This window comes from Pseudomonas sp. FG13 (assembly GCF_057809755.1).
Genome location: NZ_JBMDKO010000003.1, coordinates 63240 through 81841 on the forward strand (window position 1 = coordinate 63240; position 18602 = coordinate 81841).

At 61.2% G+C, this 18602-nt stretch carries 19 protein-coding genes and 1 other RNA gene; 7 read left to right on the forward strand and 13 right to left on the reverse strand.

Annotation, left to right across the window (positions count from 1 at the left end; genetic code table 11):
• Window positions 1-145: 145 nt before the first annotated feature.
• The 4 genes from ACODTO_RS04210 to ACODTO_RS04225 all read right to left on the reverse strand — a co-directional run bounded on the left by ACODTO_RS04210 (window position 146) and on the right by ACODTO_RS04225 (window position 4531).
• Window positions 146-1363, reverse strand: a complete 1218-nt coding sequence (locus ACODTO_RS04210) for a 2-octaprenyl-3-methyl-6-methoxy-1,4-benzoquinol hydroxylase (RefSeq protein WP_464712007.1) — start codon at window positions 1361-1363, stop codon at window positions 146-148.
• Between the two features lie 67 nt (window positions 1364-1430).
• Window positions 1431-2618: a 2-octaprenyl-6-methoxyphenyl hydroxylase gene (ubiH, locus tag ACODTO_RS04215; RefSeq protein ID WP_139641008.1), complete on the reverse strand. Its 1188-nt coding sequence runs from the start codon at window positions 2616-2618 to the stop codon at window positions 1431-1433.
• Window positions 2615-3949, reverse strand: coding sequence for a Xaa-Pro aminopeptidase (gene pepP / locus ACODTO_RS04220; protein WP_175362778.1), 1335 nt, complete (start codon window positions 3947-3949; stop codon window positions 2615-2617). The genes ubiH and pepP overlap by 4 nt, the downstream gene beginning before the upstream one ends.
• Before the next feature lie 27 nt (window positions 3950-3976).
• On the reverse strand, window positions 3977-4531 hold the full coding sequence (locus tag ACODTO_RS04225; protein WP_041024470.1) for a YecA/YgfB family protein: 555 nt from the start codon (window positions 4529-4531) through the stop codon (window positions 3977-3979).
• A gap of 128 nt (window positions 4532-4659) precedes the next feature.
• Here ACODTO_RS04225 and ACODTO_RS04230 point away from each other — a divergent pair, with 128 nt between their 5' ends.
• The 4 genes from ACODTO_RS04230 (at window position 4660) to ACODTO_RS04245 (ending at window position 6105) form a co-directional block, all read left to right on the forward strand.
• Window positions 4660-4869, forward strand: coding sequence for a TIGR02449 family protein (locus ACODTO_RS04230; protein ID WP_003177365.1), 210 nt, complete (start codon window positions 4660-4662; stop codon window positions 4867-4869).
• Window positions 4866-5183, forward strand: a complete 318-nt coding sequence (locus ACODTO_RS04235) for a cell division protein ZapA (protein WP_024780504.1) — start codon at window positions 4866-4868, stop codon at window positions 5181-5183. Before ACODTO_RS04230 ends, ACODTO_RS04235 begins: the two co-directional genes overlap by 4 nt.
• 30 nt (window positions 5184-5213) lie before the next feature.
• A non-coding RNA gene (gene ssrS / locus ACODTO_RS04240) (6S RNA) lies at window positions 5214-5393 on the forward strand.
• 106 nt (window positions 5394-5499) lie between these two features.
• A complete protein-coding gene (locus ACODTO_RS04245) occupies window positions 5500-6105 on the forward strand; it encodes a 5-formyltetrahydrofolate cyclo-ligase (protein WP_139641012.1) in 606 nt (201 codons plus the stop codon).
• Between the two features lie 35 nt (window positions 6106-6140).
• Here ACODTO_RS04245 and ACODTO_RS04250 read toward each other — a convergent pair whose 3' ends face one another.
• Window positions 6141-6287 carry a hypothetical protein gene (locus ACODTO_RS04250; protein WP_175362779.1) on the reverse strand — a complete coding sequence of 49 codons (147 nt, stop codon included), beginning with the start codon at window positions 6285-6287 and terminating at the stop codon, window positions 6141-6143.
• Between the two features lie 195 nt (window positions 6288-6482).
• On the opposite strand from ACODTO_RS04250, the gene ACODTO_RS04255 reads away from it, so the two are divergent.
• On the forward strand, window positions 6483-6935 hold the full coding sequence (locus ACODTO_RS04255) for an EVE domain-containing protein (protein ID WP_489106016.1): 453 nt from the start codon (window positions 6483-6485) through the stop codon (window positions 6933-6935).
• Between the two features lie 116 nt (window positions 6936-7051).
• On the opposite strand, the gene ACODTO_RS04260 is transcribed toward ACODTO_RS04255, so the two are convergent.
• Window positions 7052-7468, reverse strand: coding sequence for a flagellar basal body-associated protein FliL (locus ACODTO_RS04260; protein WP_041024473.1), 417 nt, complete (start codon window positions 7466-7468; stop codon window positions 7052-7054).
• A 150-nt stretch (window positions 7469-7618) separates the two neighbouring features.
• Here ACODTO_RS04260 and ACODTO_RS04265 point away from each other — a divergent pair, with 150 nt between their 5' ends.
• Window positions 7619-8596: an NADPH:quinone oxidoreductase family protein gene (locus ACODTO_RS04265; protein WP_489106017.1), complete on the forward strand. Its 978-nt coding sequence runs from the start codon at window positions 7619-7621 to the stop codon at window positions 8594-8596.
• 233 nt (window positions 8597-8829) lie between these two features.
• On the forward strand, window positions 8830-10179 hold the full coding sequence (glpT, locus tag ACODTO_RS04270) for a glycerol-3-phosphate transporter (RefSeq protein ID WP_139641018.1): 1350 nt from the start codon (window positions 8830-8832) through the stop codon (window positions 10177-10179).
• Here glpT and ACODTO_RS04275 read toward each other — a convergent pair.
• The 7 genes from ACODTO_RS04275 to ACODTO_RS04305 form a co-directional block, all read right to left on the reverse strand.
• On the reverse strand, window positions 10155-10823 hold the full coding sequence (locus tag ACODTO_RS04275) for a gamma-glutamylcyclotransferase (RefSeq protein ID WP_139641020.1): 669 nt from the start codon (window positions 10821-10823) through the stop codon (window positions 10155-10157). The two genes, glpT and ACODTO_RS04275, sit on opposite strands and share 25 nt — an antisense overlap.
• 279 nt (window positions 10824-11102) lie before the next feature.
• Entirely contained in the window at window positions 11103-12071 is a 969-nt protein-coding gene (locus ACODTO_RS04280; RefSeq protein WP_489106018.1) for a CDP-6-deoxy-delta-3,4-glucoseen reductase, read from the reverse strand.
• A complete protein-coding gene (gene ubiD, locus ACODTO_RS04285; RefSeq protein ID WP_139641025.1) occupies window positions 12071-13537 on the reverse strand; it encodes a 4-hydroxy-3-polyprenylbenzoate decarboxylase in 1467 nt (488 codons plus the stop codon). The genes ACODTO_RS04280 and ubiD overlap by 1 nt, the downstream gene beginning before the upstream one ends.
• 78 nt (window positions 13538-13615) lie before the next feature.
• On the reverse strand, window positions 13616-15571 hold the full coding sequence (locus ACODTO_RS04290; protein ID WP_489106019.1) for an acyltransferase family protein: 1956 nt from the start codon (window positions 15569-15571) through the stop codon (window positions 13616-13618).
• Between the two features lie 140 nt (window positions 15572-15711).
• Window positions 15712-16971, reverse strand: a complete 1260-nt coding sequence (gene rho, locus ACODTO_RS04295) for a transcription termination factor Rho (protein ID WP_003206716.1) — start codon at window positions 16969-16971, stop codon at window positions 15712-15714.
• A gap of 239 nt (window positions 16972-17210) precedes the next feature.
• Window positions 17211-17540, reverse strand: a complete 330-nt coding sequence (trxA, locus tag ACODTO_RS04300) for a thioredoxin TrxA (RefSeq protein WP_024780513.1) — start codon at window positions 17538-17540, stop codon at window positions 17211-17213.
• A gap of 124 nt (window positions 17541-17664) precedes the next feature.
• Window positions 17665-18369: a FadR/GntR family transcriptional regulator gene (locus tag ACODTO_RS04305; RefSeq protein ID WP_139641029.1), complete on the reverse strand. Its 705-nt coding sequence runs from the start codon at window positions 18367-18369 to the stop codon at window positions 17665-17667.
• Between the last annotated feature and the right edge of the window lie 233 nt (window positions 18370-18602).

The window sequence follows — 18602 nt, forward strand, 5'->3', positions numbered from 1 at the left end:
TGCCGTACTGGTAGGCTAGCCATGCAACCGTCATCGCGGGCAAGCCTTGCTCCCACAAGGACAGCTCACTTTCACAGATCCAGGCCAACCTGCTCTGTGGGAGCAAGGCTTGCCCGCGATAGGGCCATCTGCCCCACCATAACGCTCAGGCCTTGGCCAGATCCGGCAGATCCCCGATCAACCCCAGTGCTTCGCGCACGAACAGCGCTTTGGCCTCGGGCAGGCGGTCCACCAGCTTCAACCCGGTATTGCGCAACCAGCGTACCGGCAATGGATCGGCCTGGAACAGCCGCTCAAAACCTTCCATCGCCGCCATCAGCGCCAGGTTATGGGGCATGCGCCGGCGCTCGTAGCGGCTCAACACCTTGACGTCGGCCAGCCGCTCGCCTCGTGCGGCGGCCTGCAGCAGCACTTCGGCCAGCACAGCCGCGTCGAGGAAACCCAGGTTCACGCCCTGCCCGGCCAGCGGGTGAATGGTGTGGGCCGCATCACCGATCAAGGCCAGGCCTTCGGCCACATAGCGCTTGGCGTGACGCTGGCGCAGCGGTACGCACAGGCGCGGGTCGGCGCCGAGTACCTGGCCGAGTCGACCTTCGAAGGCCCGCTCCAGCTCGTTGCAGAAACCGGCGTCATCCAGTGCCATCAGGCGCTGTGCCTCGCCAGGGGTCGTGGACCAGACAATCGAACACCAATCGTGTCGGCCGTCGCGTTCCAAGGGCAGGAAAGCCAGCGGGCCGTTGTCGGTGAAGCGCTGCCATGCCGTCATTCGATGAGGCCGGGCGCTGCGAACGCTGGTGACGATGGCATGGTGCAGGTAATCCCACTCCCGGGTGGCAACCCCCGTCAGGCGGCGCACGGCGGAATTCGCGCCGTCGGCGGCGATGACCAGCGGTGCCCGCAGGGTGCGGCCATCAGCCAGGGTCAGCAGCCAGTCATCGCCGGAGCGACGCATCTGTTCGAGTCGCGCATTGGCGAGCAAGCCCAGATCGCAATCATGCAGCCGGTCCAGCAATGCGTCCTGTACCACACGGTTTTCAACGATATGCCCCAGGGTGTCGGCATGCAGGCTCTCAGCGGAAAAATGAATCTGCCCGGTGCCACTGCCGTCCCATACGTGCATGTCGGTGTAGGGACTGGCGCGGCGCGCAACGATGCCGTCCCAGACGCCAAGGCGCTCGAGGATGCGCTGGCTGGCCGTCGACAGCGCACTGACCCGGGGCTCGAATGCCGCCTGTGGATCGAAGGGTTTGACGCTCATCGGGCTGCCGTCGAGCAACAACACCTGCAAGCCGCTACCCTGCAACGCCAGCGCCAGGGCGCTACCCACCATACCGGCGCCGACAATCAGCAGATCTGCACGCAATTCCATGCTTTAAGCCTGTTTTGCGGGCGACAAGAGCCGCCCATGAAAAGAATGTTCAACCCCATGCCTATACATCGGGCCGGGTCCCAAGGCCCATGGCCTGACGGGCGAACCAGCGCTTGGCGGGGGGCAACGCGTCGAGACCGAGCAGGCCGAGGTTACGGGCCACCGACACCAGTGGCAGGCGACTGCTGAACAGCCGCGTGACCTGGTCAGAGAAACCCACCGTCAAGGCCTGATCCATCCGCTGGCGCTCGCGATAGGCCTGCAGCACGGCAAAATCCCCCGGTGCGCTTTCACTGTCCAGCAAGGCGTCCGCCAAGGCCTGGGCGTCGCGCAGCGACAGGTTGAAGCCCTGCCCGGCAATCGGATGCAAGCTGTGGGCGGCGTTGCCGAGGATCGCCAGATGCGGGCGCACCTGCTCTTCGGCCTCCACCAGCGCCAATGGGTACAGATGTCGCACGCCCACCTGCTTCAACGTCCCCAGGCGATAACCGAACACGCTCTGCAATTCACTGAGGAAACTGCGCTCGTCGAGGTCCGCCAGCCGTTGCGCATCCATGCCCTGGCGGGTCCAGACCAGGGCACAGCGATTCTCCGGCAGCGGCAACAAGGCCATCGGACCGTCATCGGTGAAGCGCTCGAAGGCCATGCCATCGTGGGCTTCGCTGGGGGTGATGTTGGCGATCAACGCGCTCTGGTCATACGGGCGCTTGCGTACACCGACGCCCAGCTGCTCCCGAAGACCGGAACGACCGCCGTCGGCCAACACCGCGAGGTCGCATTCCAGGAGCGTTTCGTCATCCAGGGTCAGGCGATAACCGTCAACCAGTGGCTCCATTCGAGTGACTTGCGCCGGGCAACGCCAACTGACCACGTCCTTGTCCAGGCCTTGCCACAGGCACTGGCCAAGCCAGGCGTTTTCCACCACGTAGCCCAAGGCCGGGACGCCTTCCTCGGCGGCCGACAGCCGAGCCGTGGAAAACCGTCCGCGATCGGACACATGGATCTGTTTGATGGGCTCGGCACGCTGGGAAATCTCCTGCCATAGCCCCAGGCGCTGATAGATCTGCCGGGAGCCGAAGGACAATGCCGAGGAGCGGGCATCGTAGCTCGGTTGCCAGGCATGACCGGGGGCGAAGGGCTCGATCAGGACGATCTTCCAGCCCCGGGCCTTGGCCCCCGCCTGCAGGGCCAGGGCCAGGCTCGCACCGACCAGGCCACCGCCGATGATCGCCAGATTGACCCGACTCATGCCACTTGATCCCGAGCGTTGGCCATCAGGGCCTCGATTTCGGCAACGGTCTTGGGTACGCCTCGGGTCAGGATTTCACAACCGCTTCTGGTCACCACTACGTCATCCTCGATGCGCACGCCAATGCCGCGCCATTTTTTCGCTACGCTGCGGTTGCCCGGCGCAATGTAGATGCCCGGTTCCACGGTCAGCGTCATGCCGACTTCCAATACCCGCCATTCACCGCCGACCCGGTATTCACCCACATCATGCACATCCATGCCCAGCCAGTGACCGGCGCGGTGCATGTAGAACGCACGGTAGGCTTCGCTGGCGATCAACTCGTCAACCTCCCCCTCCAGCAGCCCCAGGCGCACCAGCCCCTCGGTAATGACCTGGACCGTCGCCTCATGGGCCTGGTTCCAGTGTTTGTCCGGCGCGATCTCGGCAAACGCCGCTTCCTGGGCCGCCAACACCAACTCGTAGATCGCCTTCTGTTCGGGGGAAAACCTACCGTTGACCGGCCACGTACGCGTGATATCGCTGGCGTAGCAGTCGATTTCACAACCGGCGTCGATCAGCACCAGGTCGCCATCCTTGAGCAGCGCGTCGTTCTGCTGGTAATGCAGGATGCAGCTATTGCGGCCCGCCGCGACAATCGAGCCATAGGCCGGCATTTTCGCCCCACCCTTGCGGAACTCGTAATCCAGCTCGGCTTCCAGGCTGTATTCGTAGAGCCCGGGACGCGCCGCCTGCATCGCCCGGATATGCGCCTGGGCGGAGATCCGCGCCGCTTCACGCATGACCTTCACTTCCGCCGCCGATTTATACAGGCGCATGTCGTGCAGCAAGTGATCCAGGGCAACGAATTCGTTCGGCGGCTGGGCGCCGAGGTTGGCCTTGGAGCGAATCACGTTGATCCACTCCATCAGGTGCCGGTCGAATTCCGGGTTGCTGCCCATGGCCGAATACACCCGGTCGCGGCCTTCGATCAGGCCCGGCAGGATGTCGTCGATGTCGGTGATGGGGAATGCATCGTCGGCACCATAATCACGGATCGCGCCTTCCTGACCGGCGCGCAGGCCATCCCACAACTCACGCTCGGCGTTGCGCTCGCGGCAGAACAGGATGTATTCGCCATGGGCCCGGCCGGGCATCAGCACGATCACCGCCTGCGGCTCGGGGAAGCCGCTGAGGTATTGGAAGTCGCTGTCCTGGCGGTAGACATGCTCGACGTCGCGGTTGCGGATCGCAACGGCGGCGGCGGGCAGGATTGCGATGCTGTTGGGTTCCATCTGCGCCATCAGGGCCTTGCGGCGACGGCTGTATTCCGATTTCGGGATATGAATCATGGGCAGACGGTGTTCCCTTTCAAGCAATCAGTGCAAGGACGGTTTGGCGGCCGGCTCAGCGGTTTTCTTCGTCTCGGTGAACAGCAGCAGTGGCGCGACTCGCAGGTATTCCATCACTTCCATATAGTCGCTTTCGCCGTCATCGGACTCTTCCAGGGCATCCTGGACCTGCGAGATCGCGGCCAGATCCTGCAACACCTCATTGGCCTCGGCGCTCAGCGCATAGGCACGGCGGGTCAGGCCAAAGCCGGCGAGGAAGCCCTGACACCACTGGCCCAGGGCCGCGGCACGCTCGGCCAGCGGCGCATCGTCGGTGGGTAGCAGCAGGACGACGGTCATGTCATCGCTGGTCAGCTCGCCCTTGACCATTTCCTGCAGGCCAATGAGAGCATTGCGGACATTGTCCGCCGGCTCGCCTTCGAGCAGCTCGGCGGCATCGGCCAGCCAGCCTTCGGCGTCGAAGCCGGCACCCGCGCAGCTACGGCCGAGCAACAGGCCGTGCAGTTCGGCAGGCGATACGGGGTGGCCGCTGGTGCTCAGCAGGGTGGCGAACGCTTGATACGGGGAATTCTGAATGGGCATGGGCAGCTAGGCGCCAGACGGCGCTATGTCTAGAATGGAGGCCTTGTATCCTACATCGACAGACTCGCCAAGACTATCAGAGGCTGTGCGACACACCTCCCCATCAGACACAATCTTCAGTGGACACAATGGAAGACACCGACCTGCAAGCGCTGATGGCCAGACTCGAATTGCTAATTGACCGGGTCGAGCAACTAAAGAGCCAAAACGGACTCTTATTAGCTCAGGAAAAAACCTGGCGCGAGGAACGCGCTCACCTCATTGAAAAAAACGAAATCGCCCGGCGTAAGGTCGAATCGATGATTTCGCGCCTCAAGGCCCTGGAGCAAGACTCATGAGTTCAAGCAATAGCGTTACCGTGCAGATCCTCGACAAAGAATATTCGATCATCTGCCCCCAGGAAGAGCGCAGCAACCTGGTGAGCGCTGCCCGTTACCTGGATGGCAAGATGCGCGAGATCCGCAGCAGCGGCAAAGTCATCGGCGCCGACCGCATCGCCGTAATGGCCGCCTTGAACATCACCCACGACCTGCTGCATCGCCAGGATACACCTGATGTGCAGGTCAGCGGATCGACCCGTGAACAGGTGCGCGACCTGCTGGAACGGGTGGATCTGGTACTGGCCACCGATCCAGACGTCAGCAAGGGCTGATTCGCGAAGCTGCCTGGGGTATACTTGCGTCACTCCCTGGGGTGCTTGCCAGTTGGTGATGTCCCTGAGCCGATACGCACAACCACGGGGGTTGCACGTTGGGGCCGGTGTGCATGTCCGCTTGACGGAAAGCCTTAACGCCTCCTGCAACTTCCACCTTGAACTCTCGGGTTCAAGGGCTAAGCCGGCAGCGGTTCATCCGGGGAGCCTGATTTTCCAGACAATGCCAGTCTTCAAGACTGGCATTGTCGTGTCTGGCGCAGGCATTTCTGGGCGGTTACGCTGTGTCATCCAAGCCAGACTCGAAGCATCGACCATGTCCGAACCCGCGTTGCTGCCCCGCCCCCAACTTCGACGCCTGCTGCGCCAGGCACGTCGCGCCCTGACGCCCGCCCAACAACGACAAGCCGCCCAAGGGCTCTACCGGCAACTGGCCCAGCATCCAATGTTTCGCCGCGCCAGGCACGTCGCCCTGTACCTGCCCAACGATGGCGAGATTGACCCGCGCCTGCTGCTGCGCGCCGCCCAGCGCCGGGGCAAGGCCACTTACCTGCCGGTGCTCAGCCCATGGCCGCGGACCAAGATGGTTTTCCAGCGCATCCGCCCCGGTGAGCAACTGCACCCCAATCGTTTTCGTATTCTCGAACCACGGATCGATGTCGCCCGGCAACGCAAGGTCTGGACACTGGACCTGGTATTGCTGCCACTGGTGGGGTTCGACGATGTAGGCGGCCGACTGGGCATGGGGGGCGGGTTTTATGACCGCAGCCTGGCGTACCTGGCGCGACGCAAGTCATGGCGCAAGCCAACGTTGCTGGGACTGGCCCATGAATGCCAGAAAGTCGAAAGACTCGCGCAGGCGAGCTGGGATGTACCGCTGCAAGGAACGGTCAGTGACAGGCATTGGTATATCGCAGGATAGGCGCCGCGCAACTCAGCGGCGCCTGGGAAACAGACTCAGCGTTTAAGCGGTGGCGCAGGTTGGGTGATGTCCATCGGCGCCTCGGTCTTGTTCGCCCACAGGCTTTGAGCATAACCCGTGGTCACGACACCCAGGCCGAACAGAATGACCAGAATCCACAACAAATCCGGTTTGCGTTTCATCGATTGCCCCCCTCAAGGCATATCACACACGATGACAGCAGCGGTTTTCTTATTTGGCCGTGCAGCAGCGTCAAGCTTGGAAGGCCGGCATTTTGCGACAACCTCGACCGCCACGCAAACTCTGGCGTCAACCGACTGTCGGTTTGTCATAAAATCGCTGAACTATTTTTAGCACACCGCCCAGGAGTAGACGTCATGGCCTATTGGCTGATGAAATCCGAGCCCGACGAATTGTCCATCCAGGACCTGGAAAAGCTCGGCCAGGCCCGCTGGGACGGGGTTCGCAACTACCAGGCACGCAATTTCCTGCGGGCCATGGCGCAAGGCGATTCCTTCTTTTTCTACCACTCCAGCTGCCCGGAGCCAGGCATTGCCGGAATCGGGCAGATCGTCCGGACGGCCTACCCGGACCCCACGGCGCTCGAGCCCGACAGCCACTACTTTGATCCGAAAGCCAGTCCGGATAAAAACCCCTGGACCGCGATCGACGTCGCCCATGTCGAAACCTTTTCCCGCGTGCTGAAACTCGACTACCTCAAGCAGCAAACCGCCCTGGCCGAAATGCCGCTGGTACAGAAGGGCTCACGCCTGTCGGTGATGCCGGTGACGGCAGAGCAGTGGGCAGCGGTGATGGCGTTGAACCCCTAGCGCTACGGCGCCCTTGGTCCGCCATCGCGAGCAGGCTCGCTCCCACAGGGGATCTTCATCGATTCAATGTGGGAGCTAGCCTGCTCGCGATGAGGCACGCTCGGACAGCAGGCGACTTACTGAATGATCAGGTTGTTGAACAACAAATCATCCACCATCGGCTTGCCGGTCTCGTCGTTCATCACTTGCTGGGTCTGCTTCAACGCTTCCTGGCGCAACTTTTCCTTGGCTTCAAGGCTGTTCATGGTCTCGCTGGTCTGCTGGGCGAACAGCGCAACCAATTGGTTACGAATCAGTGGTTCATTGGCCTTCACCGCGGCTACAGCGGCATCGCCGGTGACGCGCAGGGCCACGTCGGCCTTGTAGACCTTCAGTTTCGCCGTGCCATCCAGACCGTAGTTGCCCACGAAGGGCGGGCTCAGGGTGATGTAGCTGACCTTCGGCGCCTCACCTTCTTTTGCTTCCTTGGCCTCTTCGGCCATGACTGCCGCAGGCAACGACAGGGCTAGCATCAACACGATCCACGCTTTCACATTCGACTCCTCATCCGGTTTGCGGCCCAGCATACCGACCCGCCGTTCAAGCACAAGCTTATGGCCGGCTATCAGGGCGGGGCATGCTCGTTGACCCGTTGTCTCTCACACCTACACTTATCGGCCATCACTCCCAAAGGAATAGCCCTGATGAAAGCCGTGCTGTGCAAAGAATTCGGCCCTGCCGAATCGCTGGTGCTGGAAGAGGTCGCCAGCCCCGTCGCGAAGAAGAACGAAGTGCTGCTGGACGTGCACGCCGCCGGGGTGAACTTCCCTGACACGCTGATCATCGAGGGCAAATATCAATTCAAACCGCCCTTCCCGTTTTCTCCCGGCGGCGAAGCGGCGGGGGTCGTCAGGGAAGTGGGTGAAAAGGTCAGTCACCTCAAGATCGGTGACCGAGTGATGGCGCTGACCGGCTGGGGCAGCTTTGCCGAACAGGTCGCGGTGCCGGGCTACAACGTATTGCCGATCCCGGCGTCCATGGACTTCAACACCGCGGCAGCCTTCAGCATGACCTACGGCACCTCGATGCATGCCCTCAAGCAGCGGGCCAACCTGCAGCCCGGTGAAACCCTGCTGGTGCTCGGTGCCTCCGGCGGCGTAGGCCTGGCGGCGGTGGAGATCGGCAAGGCCATGGGGGCCCGGGTGATCGCCGCCGCCAGCAACGCGGAAAAACTCGCCGTAGCCAAGGCCGCCGGCGCCGACGAATTGATCAATTACAGCGAAACCAGCCTCAAGGACGAGATCAAACGCCTCACCGACGGCCAGGGCGCCGATGTCATCTACGATCCGGTGGGCGGCGATCTGTTCGACCAGGCCATCCGCTCCATTGCCTGGAATGGCCGGCTACTGGTGGTCGGCTTCGCCAGTGGACGCATTCCCGAATTGCCAGTGAACCTGGCCCTGCTCAAAGGCGCTGCCGTGGTGGGTGTATTCTGGGGCTCCTTTGCCCAGCGCCAGCCCCAGGACAACGCCACCAACTTCCAACAATTGTTCGGCTGGTTCGCCGAGGGCAGGCTCAAGCCGCTGGTCTCGCAGCTGTATCCACTGGACAACGCCGCCCAGGCGATCAACGACCTCGCCCAGCGCAAGGCTGTGGGAAAGGTGGTTGTGCAGGTGCGTTGACTGCATCGATGCGGCCCCGAAGCCTACGGCATCGGGCCGCGACTCCGTAATATCCAAGCGCTTGCAGCACCAAGGCCCACAACGTCGCCCGCTTGTGCCTGGGCGACGCGTTCGTTTATGAACATCCCTCCGGCAATATTTCCACTGTGCAGTGCAAAACAAGCGATGCTATTTTCGGTAATGAAACTGTAACATTCGCATTCGCAGTCATAACAAGAATCCGGAGTCCTTGAATGTTTGCTTTCTTTCGCCCTGCCGCACACCAGGCACCCCTGCCTGAAGAAAAAATAGACAGCACCTACCGACGCCTTCGTTGGCAGATTTTTGCCGGGATTTTCATTGGGTATGCGGGTTACTACCTGCTGCGCAAGAACTTCACCCTGGCATTTCCTGACCTGATCGCCCAAGGCTATACAAAAGGCCAGCTTGGCGTGGCGGTGTCGGCGATTGCGATCGCCTACGGTCTTTCCAAGTTTCTGATGGGCATCGTGTCCGACCGTTCCAACCCTCGCTACTTCCTGCCGTTTGGCCTGGTGATGTCCGCCGCGGTGATGTTCGTGTTCGGTTTCGCACCGTGGGCGACGTCCAGCGTGACCATGATGTTCATCCTGTTGTTCATCAACGGCTGGGCGCAAGGCATGGGTTGGCCACCAAGCGGGCGAACCATGGTGCACTGGTGGTCACAGAAAGAACGTGGCGGTGTGGTTTCGGTATGGAACACCGCACATAACGTCGGTGGCGGCCTGATTGGCCCGTTGGCGATCCTTGGCATGGGATGGTTCAACGACTGGCACAGCAAGTTCTACGTACCGGCTGCCGTGGCCCTGCTGGTGGCTGCATTTGCCTTCATTGTCATGCGCGACACCCCGCAGTCAACTGGCTTGCCGCCCATCGAGAAGTACAAGAACGATTACCCGGAAGGGTACGACGCCAGCCACGAGAACGAATTCAGCGCCAAGGACATCTTCGTCAAATACGTGCTGCGCAACAAAATGCTCTGGTTCATCGCACTGGCCAACGTCTTCGTCTATTTGCTGCGCTACGGCATCCTGGACTGGGCGCCGACTTATCTTAAAGAGGTCAAGCACTTCGACTTCGACAAGACGTCCTGGGCTTACTTCCTGTACGAATGGGCAGGGATTCCCGGCACGCTGCTGTGCGGCTGGATGTCGGACAAGATCTTCCGGGGCAACCGTGGCCTGACGGGCATGGTGTTCATGGCGCTGGTGACCGTAGCGACCCTGGTGTATTGGCTCAATCCACCGGGCAACCCGATGATCGACATGATCTCGTTGTTCGCGATCGGCTTCCTGATCTATGGCCCGGTGATGCTGGTGGGTCTGCAGGCGCTGGAATTGGTACCCAAGAAAGCGGCCGGTACGGCTGCCGGTTTTACCGGCCTGTTCGGTTACCTGGGCGGCTCAGTCGCGGCCAGTGCCCTGATGGGTTACACGGTGGACTATTTCGGCTGGAACGGCGGTTTCATCCTGCTGATCGCCGCGTGCCTGCTGGCCATGGCGTTCCTCGCGCCAACCCTTGGGCACAAGCAAGTCAGCAGTCAGAGCCGCGAGGCGGTGGCCTGATCGAGGGTTGATCTGCAACGCTTGAGCCGCGCCTCCAGATTCCGATCCGGCATGGCGTGGCTACGCAGGGCGTGGATGGTCTGCTCGACATAATCGCGAGTCGTGCCGAAACGCCCGCAGGCACTTTCGAACACCTGGCTCAGCACATGGTCCGGCAGGTTGCCGGCATAGCTGGGCAGGTGTCGCTCCAGCACAAAGCCCAGGGCCTGCACACGGTCGCCGTTCTCGAGGCGGCAACTGAGCCAGTGCGGGCGATAGGACGGAACCGGCATTTCCCGCTGCCACAAGGCAAACAACGAGTCCTCGAGATTCTCCTCCGGCAATCTGTAGGCGAAACCGCTGCATGAGCCGCCGCGATCCAGCCCGAACACCAGCCCCGGCAATTCCGGCGTACCGCGATGCTCGTGGGACCACAGGTACAAGCCGCGATGATAACCGTGGATCCGTCCGCGCATCCGCTCCACTGCCGTGCATTCAGGCCGCCAGATCAATGAACCGTAAGCGAACAACCAGACCGGGCCACCCTGGTGAAGGCTCATGGTCGATTGCATCGAAGCGAGCAATTGTTCTCGGGTCAGTTGCGCGCCCAAGTCGAGCCGTGGCGGGTAGAGGGCGCAGGTAATGGCGGTTTCGATAGCGGTCATGGCCGGTAGCGGAAGGCTCCTCGCAAGGATGAGAAATGGATGGCGCGCGCGTCATGGGGCTGACGCTTGTCAGAACCCACGCAAGTTGGATGCCACTGACACCCATGGCACTGGAAAATACCTGTGGCGAGGGGATTTATCCCCGTTGGGCTGCGTAGCAGCCCTAAAACCTGAGCGCTCGGTGGGTCAGATAAATTGATGGGGGCTGCTACGCAGCCCAGCGGGGATAAATCCCCTCGCCACAAAAAAGCATCATCTAGAATCGTTCAAGATCAAGGCTCAGGCGCGTGGTGCGTAGGCAAACACGTCGGCGCGCATCTGGTGGGCATCCATCCCGGCTTCCACCAGCGCGTCGAGGGTGGCATAGATCATGGCCGGCGAGCCGCTGGCATAGACGTGCACGCCCGACAGGTCGCTGATGTCCTCGCACACCGCTTCGTGGAGCATGCCACAGCGCCCTTCCCAACCACACAGGTCGCTGACGACCTTGTGCAGGAACAGGTTTGGTAGCTTCTTCCATTCGTCCCAATGTTCGATTTCATAGAAATCGTCCGGGCGCCGCACGCCCCAATAGAGATGCACTGGATGCTTGAAGCCTTCTGCCCGACAGTGCTCGATCAGGCTGTGCATCTGCGCCATGCCGGTGCCGGCGGCGATCAATACCAAGGGGCCGTTCGGCAACTCGGACAAGTGAGTGTCGCCAAAAGGCATTTCGACATGAACGTTGGGGTTGCGCTGTAGCTGCTCCAGCAGAGCCTTTGCACTGTTTTCGCGCACCAGCACGTGCAATTGCAGATCGCGCCCCGAATGCGGTGCCGAGGCCAGGGAGAAAGCCGACTTGTCGCCATTTTCCCGCTCGATCATCAGATACTGTCCCGCGTGATAGCGCGGCGGCTTCCCCGCCGGCGCGCGCAGGCTGACCCGCCAGACATCGCCGCCCACATCGACGCACCCGGTGACCTGGCATGCCAAGCGACGCACCGGCAACTCGCCCGGCGCCAACACCCCGTCCCACAACACCACGCAGTCCTCCAGGGGCTCGGCGATGCAGGTGAAGATCTCTCCGTGATCACGCACGTCGCCAGCCTGCTGGACGCGCCCCTCCACCAGCAACGCGCCACAGACATGGCAGTTGCCGTTGCGGCAGCTTTGCGGGCACTCATAGCCCAGGCGCCGCGCACCATCGAGAATCCGCTCGGCGGGCCGTATCTCCAGCACCGCGCCGGACGGCTGCAAGGTCACACGCATCAATCTATTCCTAACTGATTCCAAATGGCATCGATCCGTTGGGTAACGGCTTCATCCTTGACGATAACCCGGCCCCACTCACGGGTGGTTTCACCGGGCCATTTATGCGTGGCATCGAGCCCCATCTTCGACCCCAGGCCGGATACCGGCGAAGCGAAGTCGAGGTAGTCGATGGGCGTGTTCTCGATCATCACCGTGTCGCGCTTGGGGTCCATGCGCGTGGTGATGGCCCAGATCACGTCGTTCCAGTCCCGTGCATTGATATCGTCGTCAGTGACGATAACGAACTTGGTGTACATGAACTGTCGCAGAAACGACCAGACACCCAGCATCACCCGCTTGGCATGCCCTGGATACGACTTCTTCATGGTCACCACGGCCATGCGGTACGAGCAGCCTTCCGGCGGCAGGTAGAAGTCAGTGATCTCCGGGAATTGCTTTTGCAGGATCGGCACGAATACTTCGTTCAGCGCAACACCGAGGATGGCCGGCTCATCGGGCGGACGACCGGTGTAGGTGCTGTGGTAGATCGGTTTGATCCGATGGGTGATGCGCTCGACGGTGAACACCGGGAAGCTGTCGACTTCGTTGTAGTAGCCGGTGTGATCGCCGTACGGACCTTCATCGGCCATTTCGCCGGGATGGATCACGCCTTCGAGGATGATCTCGGCGGTGGCCGGGACCTGCAGGTCGTTGCCGCGGCATTTCACCAGTTCGGTACGGTTGCCGCGCAGCAGGCCGGCGAAGGCGTATTCAGAGAGGCTGTCCGGCACTGGCGTGACGGCCCCGAGAATGGTCGCCGGGTCCGCGCCCAGCGCCACGGACACCGGGAAGGGCTGGCCGGGGTGTTTTTCGCACCACTCGCGATAGTCCAGCGCACCGCCACGATGGCTCAGCCAACGCATGATGACCTTGTTACGACCAATCACCTGCTGGCGATAGATACCCAGGTTCTGGCGATCCTTGTTCGGGCCTTTGGTGACGGTCAGGCCCCAGGTGATCAGCGGCCCTACATCGCCCGGCCAGCAGGTCTGTACCGGCAGCATCGCCAGGTCGACGTCATCCCCCTCGATCACCACTTCCTGGCAGATCGCGTCCTTGACGACTTTCGGCGCCATGGAAATGATCTTGCGGAAAATCGGCAGCTTGGACCAGACGTCCTTCAGGCCCTTGGGTGGCTCGGGCTCCTTGAGAAACGCCAGCAGCTTGCCGATCTCGCGCAGCTCGTCGACCGACTCGGCGCCCATGCCCATGGCCACGCGCTCAGGCGTGCCGAACAGGTTGCCCAGTACCGGTATGTCGTAGCCTGTTGGGTTCTCGAACATCAACGCCGGGCCTTTGGCCCGCAGCGTGCGGTCGCAGACTTCCGTCATCTCCAGCACCGGAGAGATGGGAACCTGGATGCGTTTCAACTCGCCGCGCTGCTCAAGCTGCTGCACGAAATCCCGAAGATCCTTGAATTTCATTGAGATGCCACCCCGAAAATAGGCGTACATCCTACCTTCTCCAGCGCCCGAACAGCAGCCCGCACGTGCGCAGAGCGGTCAATTATCGGCAGTACCCAGCAGCAGTGGAGCAAACAACGGTCCCAGGCGAGCACTACCGACGTCCGACAAATGATCCTCATCCCGGTATTGCGAGTAACCATTGGCCTCGATTGGGCAGACACGATCCGAGCACATCAACGGCGTAGGGTCGATGACATGTACCCCAGGGTCGGCAGCCTTCATCGAGTCGAACAAGGCGCTCAGGAAGCGCTGGCGCGCCATGTGCTCCGAGAGTGGGCGGCCCAGCCCCTCGGCTGAACGCCCTATCCGCGCCAGACTCGTCAGTCGACCAATGGCACCCTTACGCTGCAATGGCACCTCCTTGAACAACCAGACCTGCGCACCCGTCGCCCTGATCGCTGCGACCCGTGCCTTGAGCCCTGCGGCCATGCGCGCCTCGGCTTCGGCGGTATTGTCACGAGGATCGAGCAGCACCTTCTTGTCGCCGTCCTCACGACCGTAGACATAAAGGCTCCAGTTGGATGCCAGTACTACGTCCCTGATCTTCAGGCGACGAACCTGATCCATGGTCCGCTCGTTGAAATCCTTGCAACGCGGCCTCGGGTCATCGCTGAGAATTGGCGGGCAGGCGCTCATGCTGTAAAGCCAGACCGGGCCACCACCGTGCGCGGCGCTACTTTCAATTGCCGGCAACAGCGCCGCAGCGTGACTGTCGCCCCAGAACAGCCGGGTCACCGGGGCATCCTTTTGCCCGCCCAGCAGGCATGCCTTGTCCGGACGTTTGTCTGAAGTCACCAGCATGCATTTCATCTGCCCCGCTCGCCATTCCCGCGCCTGCGCGTACTCCATGGCTTTCCCGGTAAGGCGTTGGGGAAAGCCGTCCGCCGACCGCACCACCGACCCGGTTACAGCCAGGACAGCCATGGCCAGCAGCCCTCCCACCAACACGGGTTTACGTCCAGCCAGCAGGCGCTTTTCACGGAACGGAAGCTCAACGAAACGCCAGCTCAGCCAGGCAAAAACCAGCGCCAGCAGAATCCAGCCCGCGGCCTCCCAGGGCTGGACTCCGTCGATGGAGATGGCGTTGGCATAGACGTAGACCGGCCAATGCCACAGGTAAAAGGAATAGGAAAGCAAACCAACCCAGACCAGAGCCCTGGTACTTAACACCTGAGCGACCCAGGTTGAACACCGGGCGCCTGACCAGATCAACGCCGTGGTACCGAGCACCGGGAATAAAGCGGACCAGCCCGGAAACACCGTTGTTTCGTCGAAAGTGAAAACCGCCGCCAGCACCGCCACCAATCCAGCCACGGCGGCGAACTGGCAGACCCACGGCCGAACTGCGTGCCTGGGCGCAGGCAAGACCGCCAGCATCGCCCCGCACAAAAGCTCCCAGGCACGGGTCGGCAGCGAGAAGAAAGCGACGTCAGGCTTGCGGTCGATGTAAGCGATATTCAGCCCGAAAGAAATCAGCAGCAGGGCAAACAGCATCCAACGCCAATGGCGAACGTGGCGCATCAACAGCACCATCAGCAGAGGAAAGAAGATGTAGTACTGCTCTTCAACAGCCAGGGACCAAGTGTGAAGCAGCGGCTTCAAATCCGAGGCAGGCGCGAAATAGCCATCTTCACGCATGAACAGGATGTTTGAGATAAACAGCGACTGATAACGAACCGTCCTGCCAAGCTCTGAAAAGTCCTTGGCCGTCAGTAGCAACCAGCCCACGGCCAACGTTGCCAGCAGCACCATGCTCAAGGCCGGGAGGATACGTCGCGCCCGACGCGCCCAGAAATCAGCGAAGCTGAAACGCTGCGCACTGATCTCGCGGAACAGGATACTGGTGATCAGGAACCCGGAAATAACGAAAAAGACGTCGACGCCGACAAAACCACCGCTGAATGTGCCGAAACCGAAGTGAAACAAAACAACCGGAATAACGGCCAGCGCCCTCAAGCCATCAATGTCACGGCGGTTGCCAAACGTATGCATAACGCTCCTTGTCGCTTTGAAGACCCATAATGAACACGGACACCAGCCGGCCCACGGAAGTTGTCCATTTTGATACAAAACTTTGCAAAAAAAAGAGCGCCTCATCTGAGGCGCCCTTTTTTCTACAACCTGACTTCGTGTTACTTGCGCTTCATCGACAGGAAGAACTCATCGTTGGTCTTGGTCGTCTTCAACTTGTCGACCAGGAACTCGATGGCAGCCACTTCGTCCATCGGGTGCAGCAGCTTGCGCAGGATCCACATGCGCTGCAACTCGTCATCGGCGGTCAGCAACTCTTCGCGGCGAGTGCCGGAGCGGTTGATGTTGATGGCCGGGAACACGCGCTTCTCGGCGATGCGACGATCCAGGGGCAGCTCCATGTTGCCGGTGCCCTTGAATTCCTCGTAGATCACTTCGTCCATCTTCGAACCGGTTTCAACCAGTGCGGTGGCGATGATGGTCAGCGAGCCGCCTTCTTCGATGTTGCGCGCGGCGCCGAAGAAACGCTTCGGTTTTTCCAGGGCGTGGGCATCGACACCACCGGTCAGCACCTTGCCGGAGCTCGGGATCACGGTGTTGTAGGCACGGGCCAGACGGGTGATGGAGTCCAGCAGGATGACCACGTCCTTCTTGTGCTCGACCAGGCGCTTGGCCTTCTCGATCACCATTTCGGCGACTTGCACGTGACGGGTCGGCGGCTCGTCGAACGTCGAGGCAACCACTTCGCCGCGCACGGTACGCTGCATCTCGGTCACTTCTTCCGGACGCTCGTCGATCAGCAGCACGATCAGATGAACTTCAGGGTTGTTACGGGCGATGTTGGCCGCGATGTTCTGCAGCATGATCGTCTTGCCCGCTTTCGGCGGCGCCACGATCAGACCACGCTGACCTTTGCCGATGGGTGCGCACAGGTCGATGACACGACCGGTGAGGTCTTCGGTGGAGCCGTTGCCAGCTTCCATCTTCATGCGCACAGTCGGGAACAGCGGGGTCAGGTTTTCGAAAAGAATCTTGTTCTTCGCGTTTTCCGGACGGTCGAAGTTGATCGTGTCGACCTTGAGCAGCGCGAAGTAACGCTCGCCTTCCTTCGGAGGGCGGATCTTGCCAACGATGGTGTCACCGGTGCGCAAGTTGAAGCGACGGATCTGGCTCGGCGAGACGTAGATATCGTCCGGGCCGGCGAGGTAGGAAGCGTCCGCGGAACGGAGGAAGCCGAAGCCGTCCTGGAGAATCTCCAGCACGCCATCACCGGAGATTTCCTCGCCGCTCTTCGCGTGCTTCTTGAGCAGGGAGAAAATCACGTCCTGCTTGCGCGAACGGGCCATATTTTCTATGCCCATCTGTTCGGCCAATTCGAGCAGTTCGGTAATCGGCTTTTGCTTGAGTTCAGTCAGATTCATATAGGAATGACGTAATCATTTATGGAGGGGAAATTAAGCTTTTGGCTTAATGAGGCCGCGCCGCGGAGAAGGCGACAGGATCGCGTACTTATTCGAAAGGAGTGCGTCGGCGACGGCTTGCAGGGGGCAATGGAGAAACCAGTGCGGGGCCGAATGTACCACCTGGATTTGCGAGCGTCTAGCCCCGAATAACGAAAAAGCCCCGCGATTGGCGGGGCTTTTTCAATGGCATTCGGCGCTTAGATGTTGGCGTCGAGGAAAGCAGCCAGTTGCGATTTCGACAGCGCACCGACCTTGGTGGCTTCGACGTTGCCGTTCTTGAACAGCATCAGCGTCGGGATACCACGCACGCCGTGCTTGGCCGGGGTTTCCTGGTTTTCGTCGATGTTCAGCTTGGCGACGGTCAGCTTGCCCTTGTAGGTCTCGGCAATCTCGTCCAGAACCGGAGCGATCATCTTGCAGGGACCGCACCACTCAGCCCAATAGTCGACCAGTACCGCGCCTTCGGACTTGAGTACTTCGTCGTCGAAGCTAGCGTCGGTAACGTGTTTGATCAGATCGCTGCTCATGGAAATCTCCGGGGTTGTCAGCAAAAAAACGTGGCCCATCATAGCTGCCCTTCCCGGGTTCAGGAAGTCACTGTTGATTGAGTCTCGCTATGGCGCCAGACGCATTTTGACATGAGCCAGGTCATCAGGCGGCCGGGGCGACGAAGCAGATTCCGGTGCGTAGCGCAGCGTTGCGGACATGCTCCTGCATGGCTTTCTGGGCAGAGCCCGAGGAGCGCCGGGACAGTGCCCGCAGGATTTTTCGGTGCTCCTGCCAGGTTTCCATGGCCCGTTCCGCCCTGATGAACGGCAACTTCTGGCTCTCCAGGAAGATCTCGGCGCTGGCGGTGAGGATGTTCAGCATCGCCTGGTTGCCGCCGGCCTGCAGGATTCGCCGATGAAATTCGAAATCCAGCCGCGCCGCCGCGTCGAAATCCCCTGATTTCAGCTCCCGGCGCATGGCCTCGACGTTGTCACCCAGCACGTCGAGCTCATCGGGGCTCAGCGTCGCCGCCGCCATTCCGGCTGCGAAACCCTCCAGGGCATAGCGCAACTGGAAGATATCCAGTGGCGAGACCTGGGCCGCGAATGGCCAACCCGCTGTCGACTCACCGTGAGAAACCTCCACCGACGATTGTACGAACACCCCTTTGCCGGGCTGCACGCTGATCATCCCCAGCGCACTCAACGACGACAGGGCCTCGCGCAAGGACGCCCGACTCACGCCCAGTTGCAGTGCCAGATCCCGTTGCGACGGCAACGCATCCCCCGGACCGAAGCCTTCATCGGCGATCAGTTTGCGGATGCCTTGCAAGGCCACTTCGGGAACTGCACGGGAGATGGAATTCATGTTTTTTCGGGTATATCCGGCCAGTGAGCGACTAGTTGTAAAGCTATTCGCCGCGCCCGGCAAGTCGTGCCCCAGCAGGGTTCGACGGCCGATACCGACGCTCGATAAAGGTGCGAAACGCGGCCCAACTGTTCAGACCAGTCAGACCGAGCCGCGCCAGCAAATCCGCGGCCTTGGCGGGTTTGAAATCGCGTTGGCATGGCCTGTGCTCTGTCCGAACGCAGAAATCACAT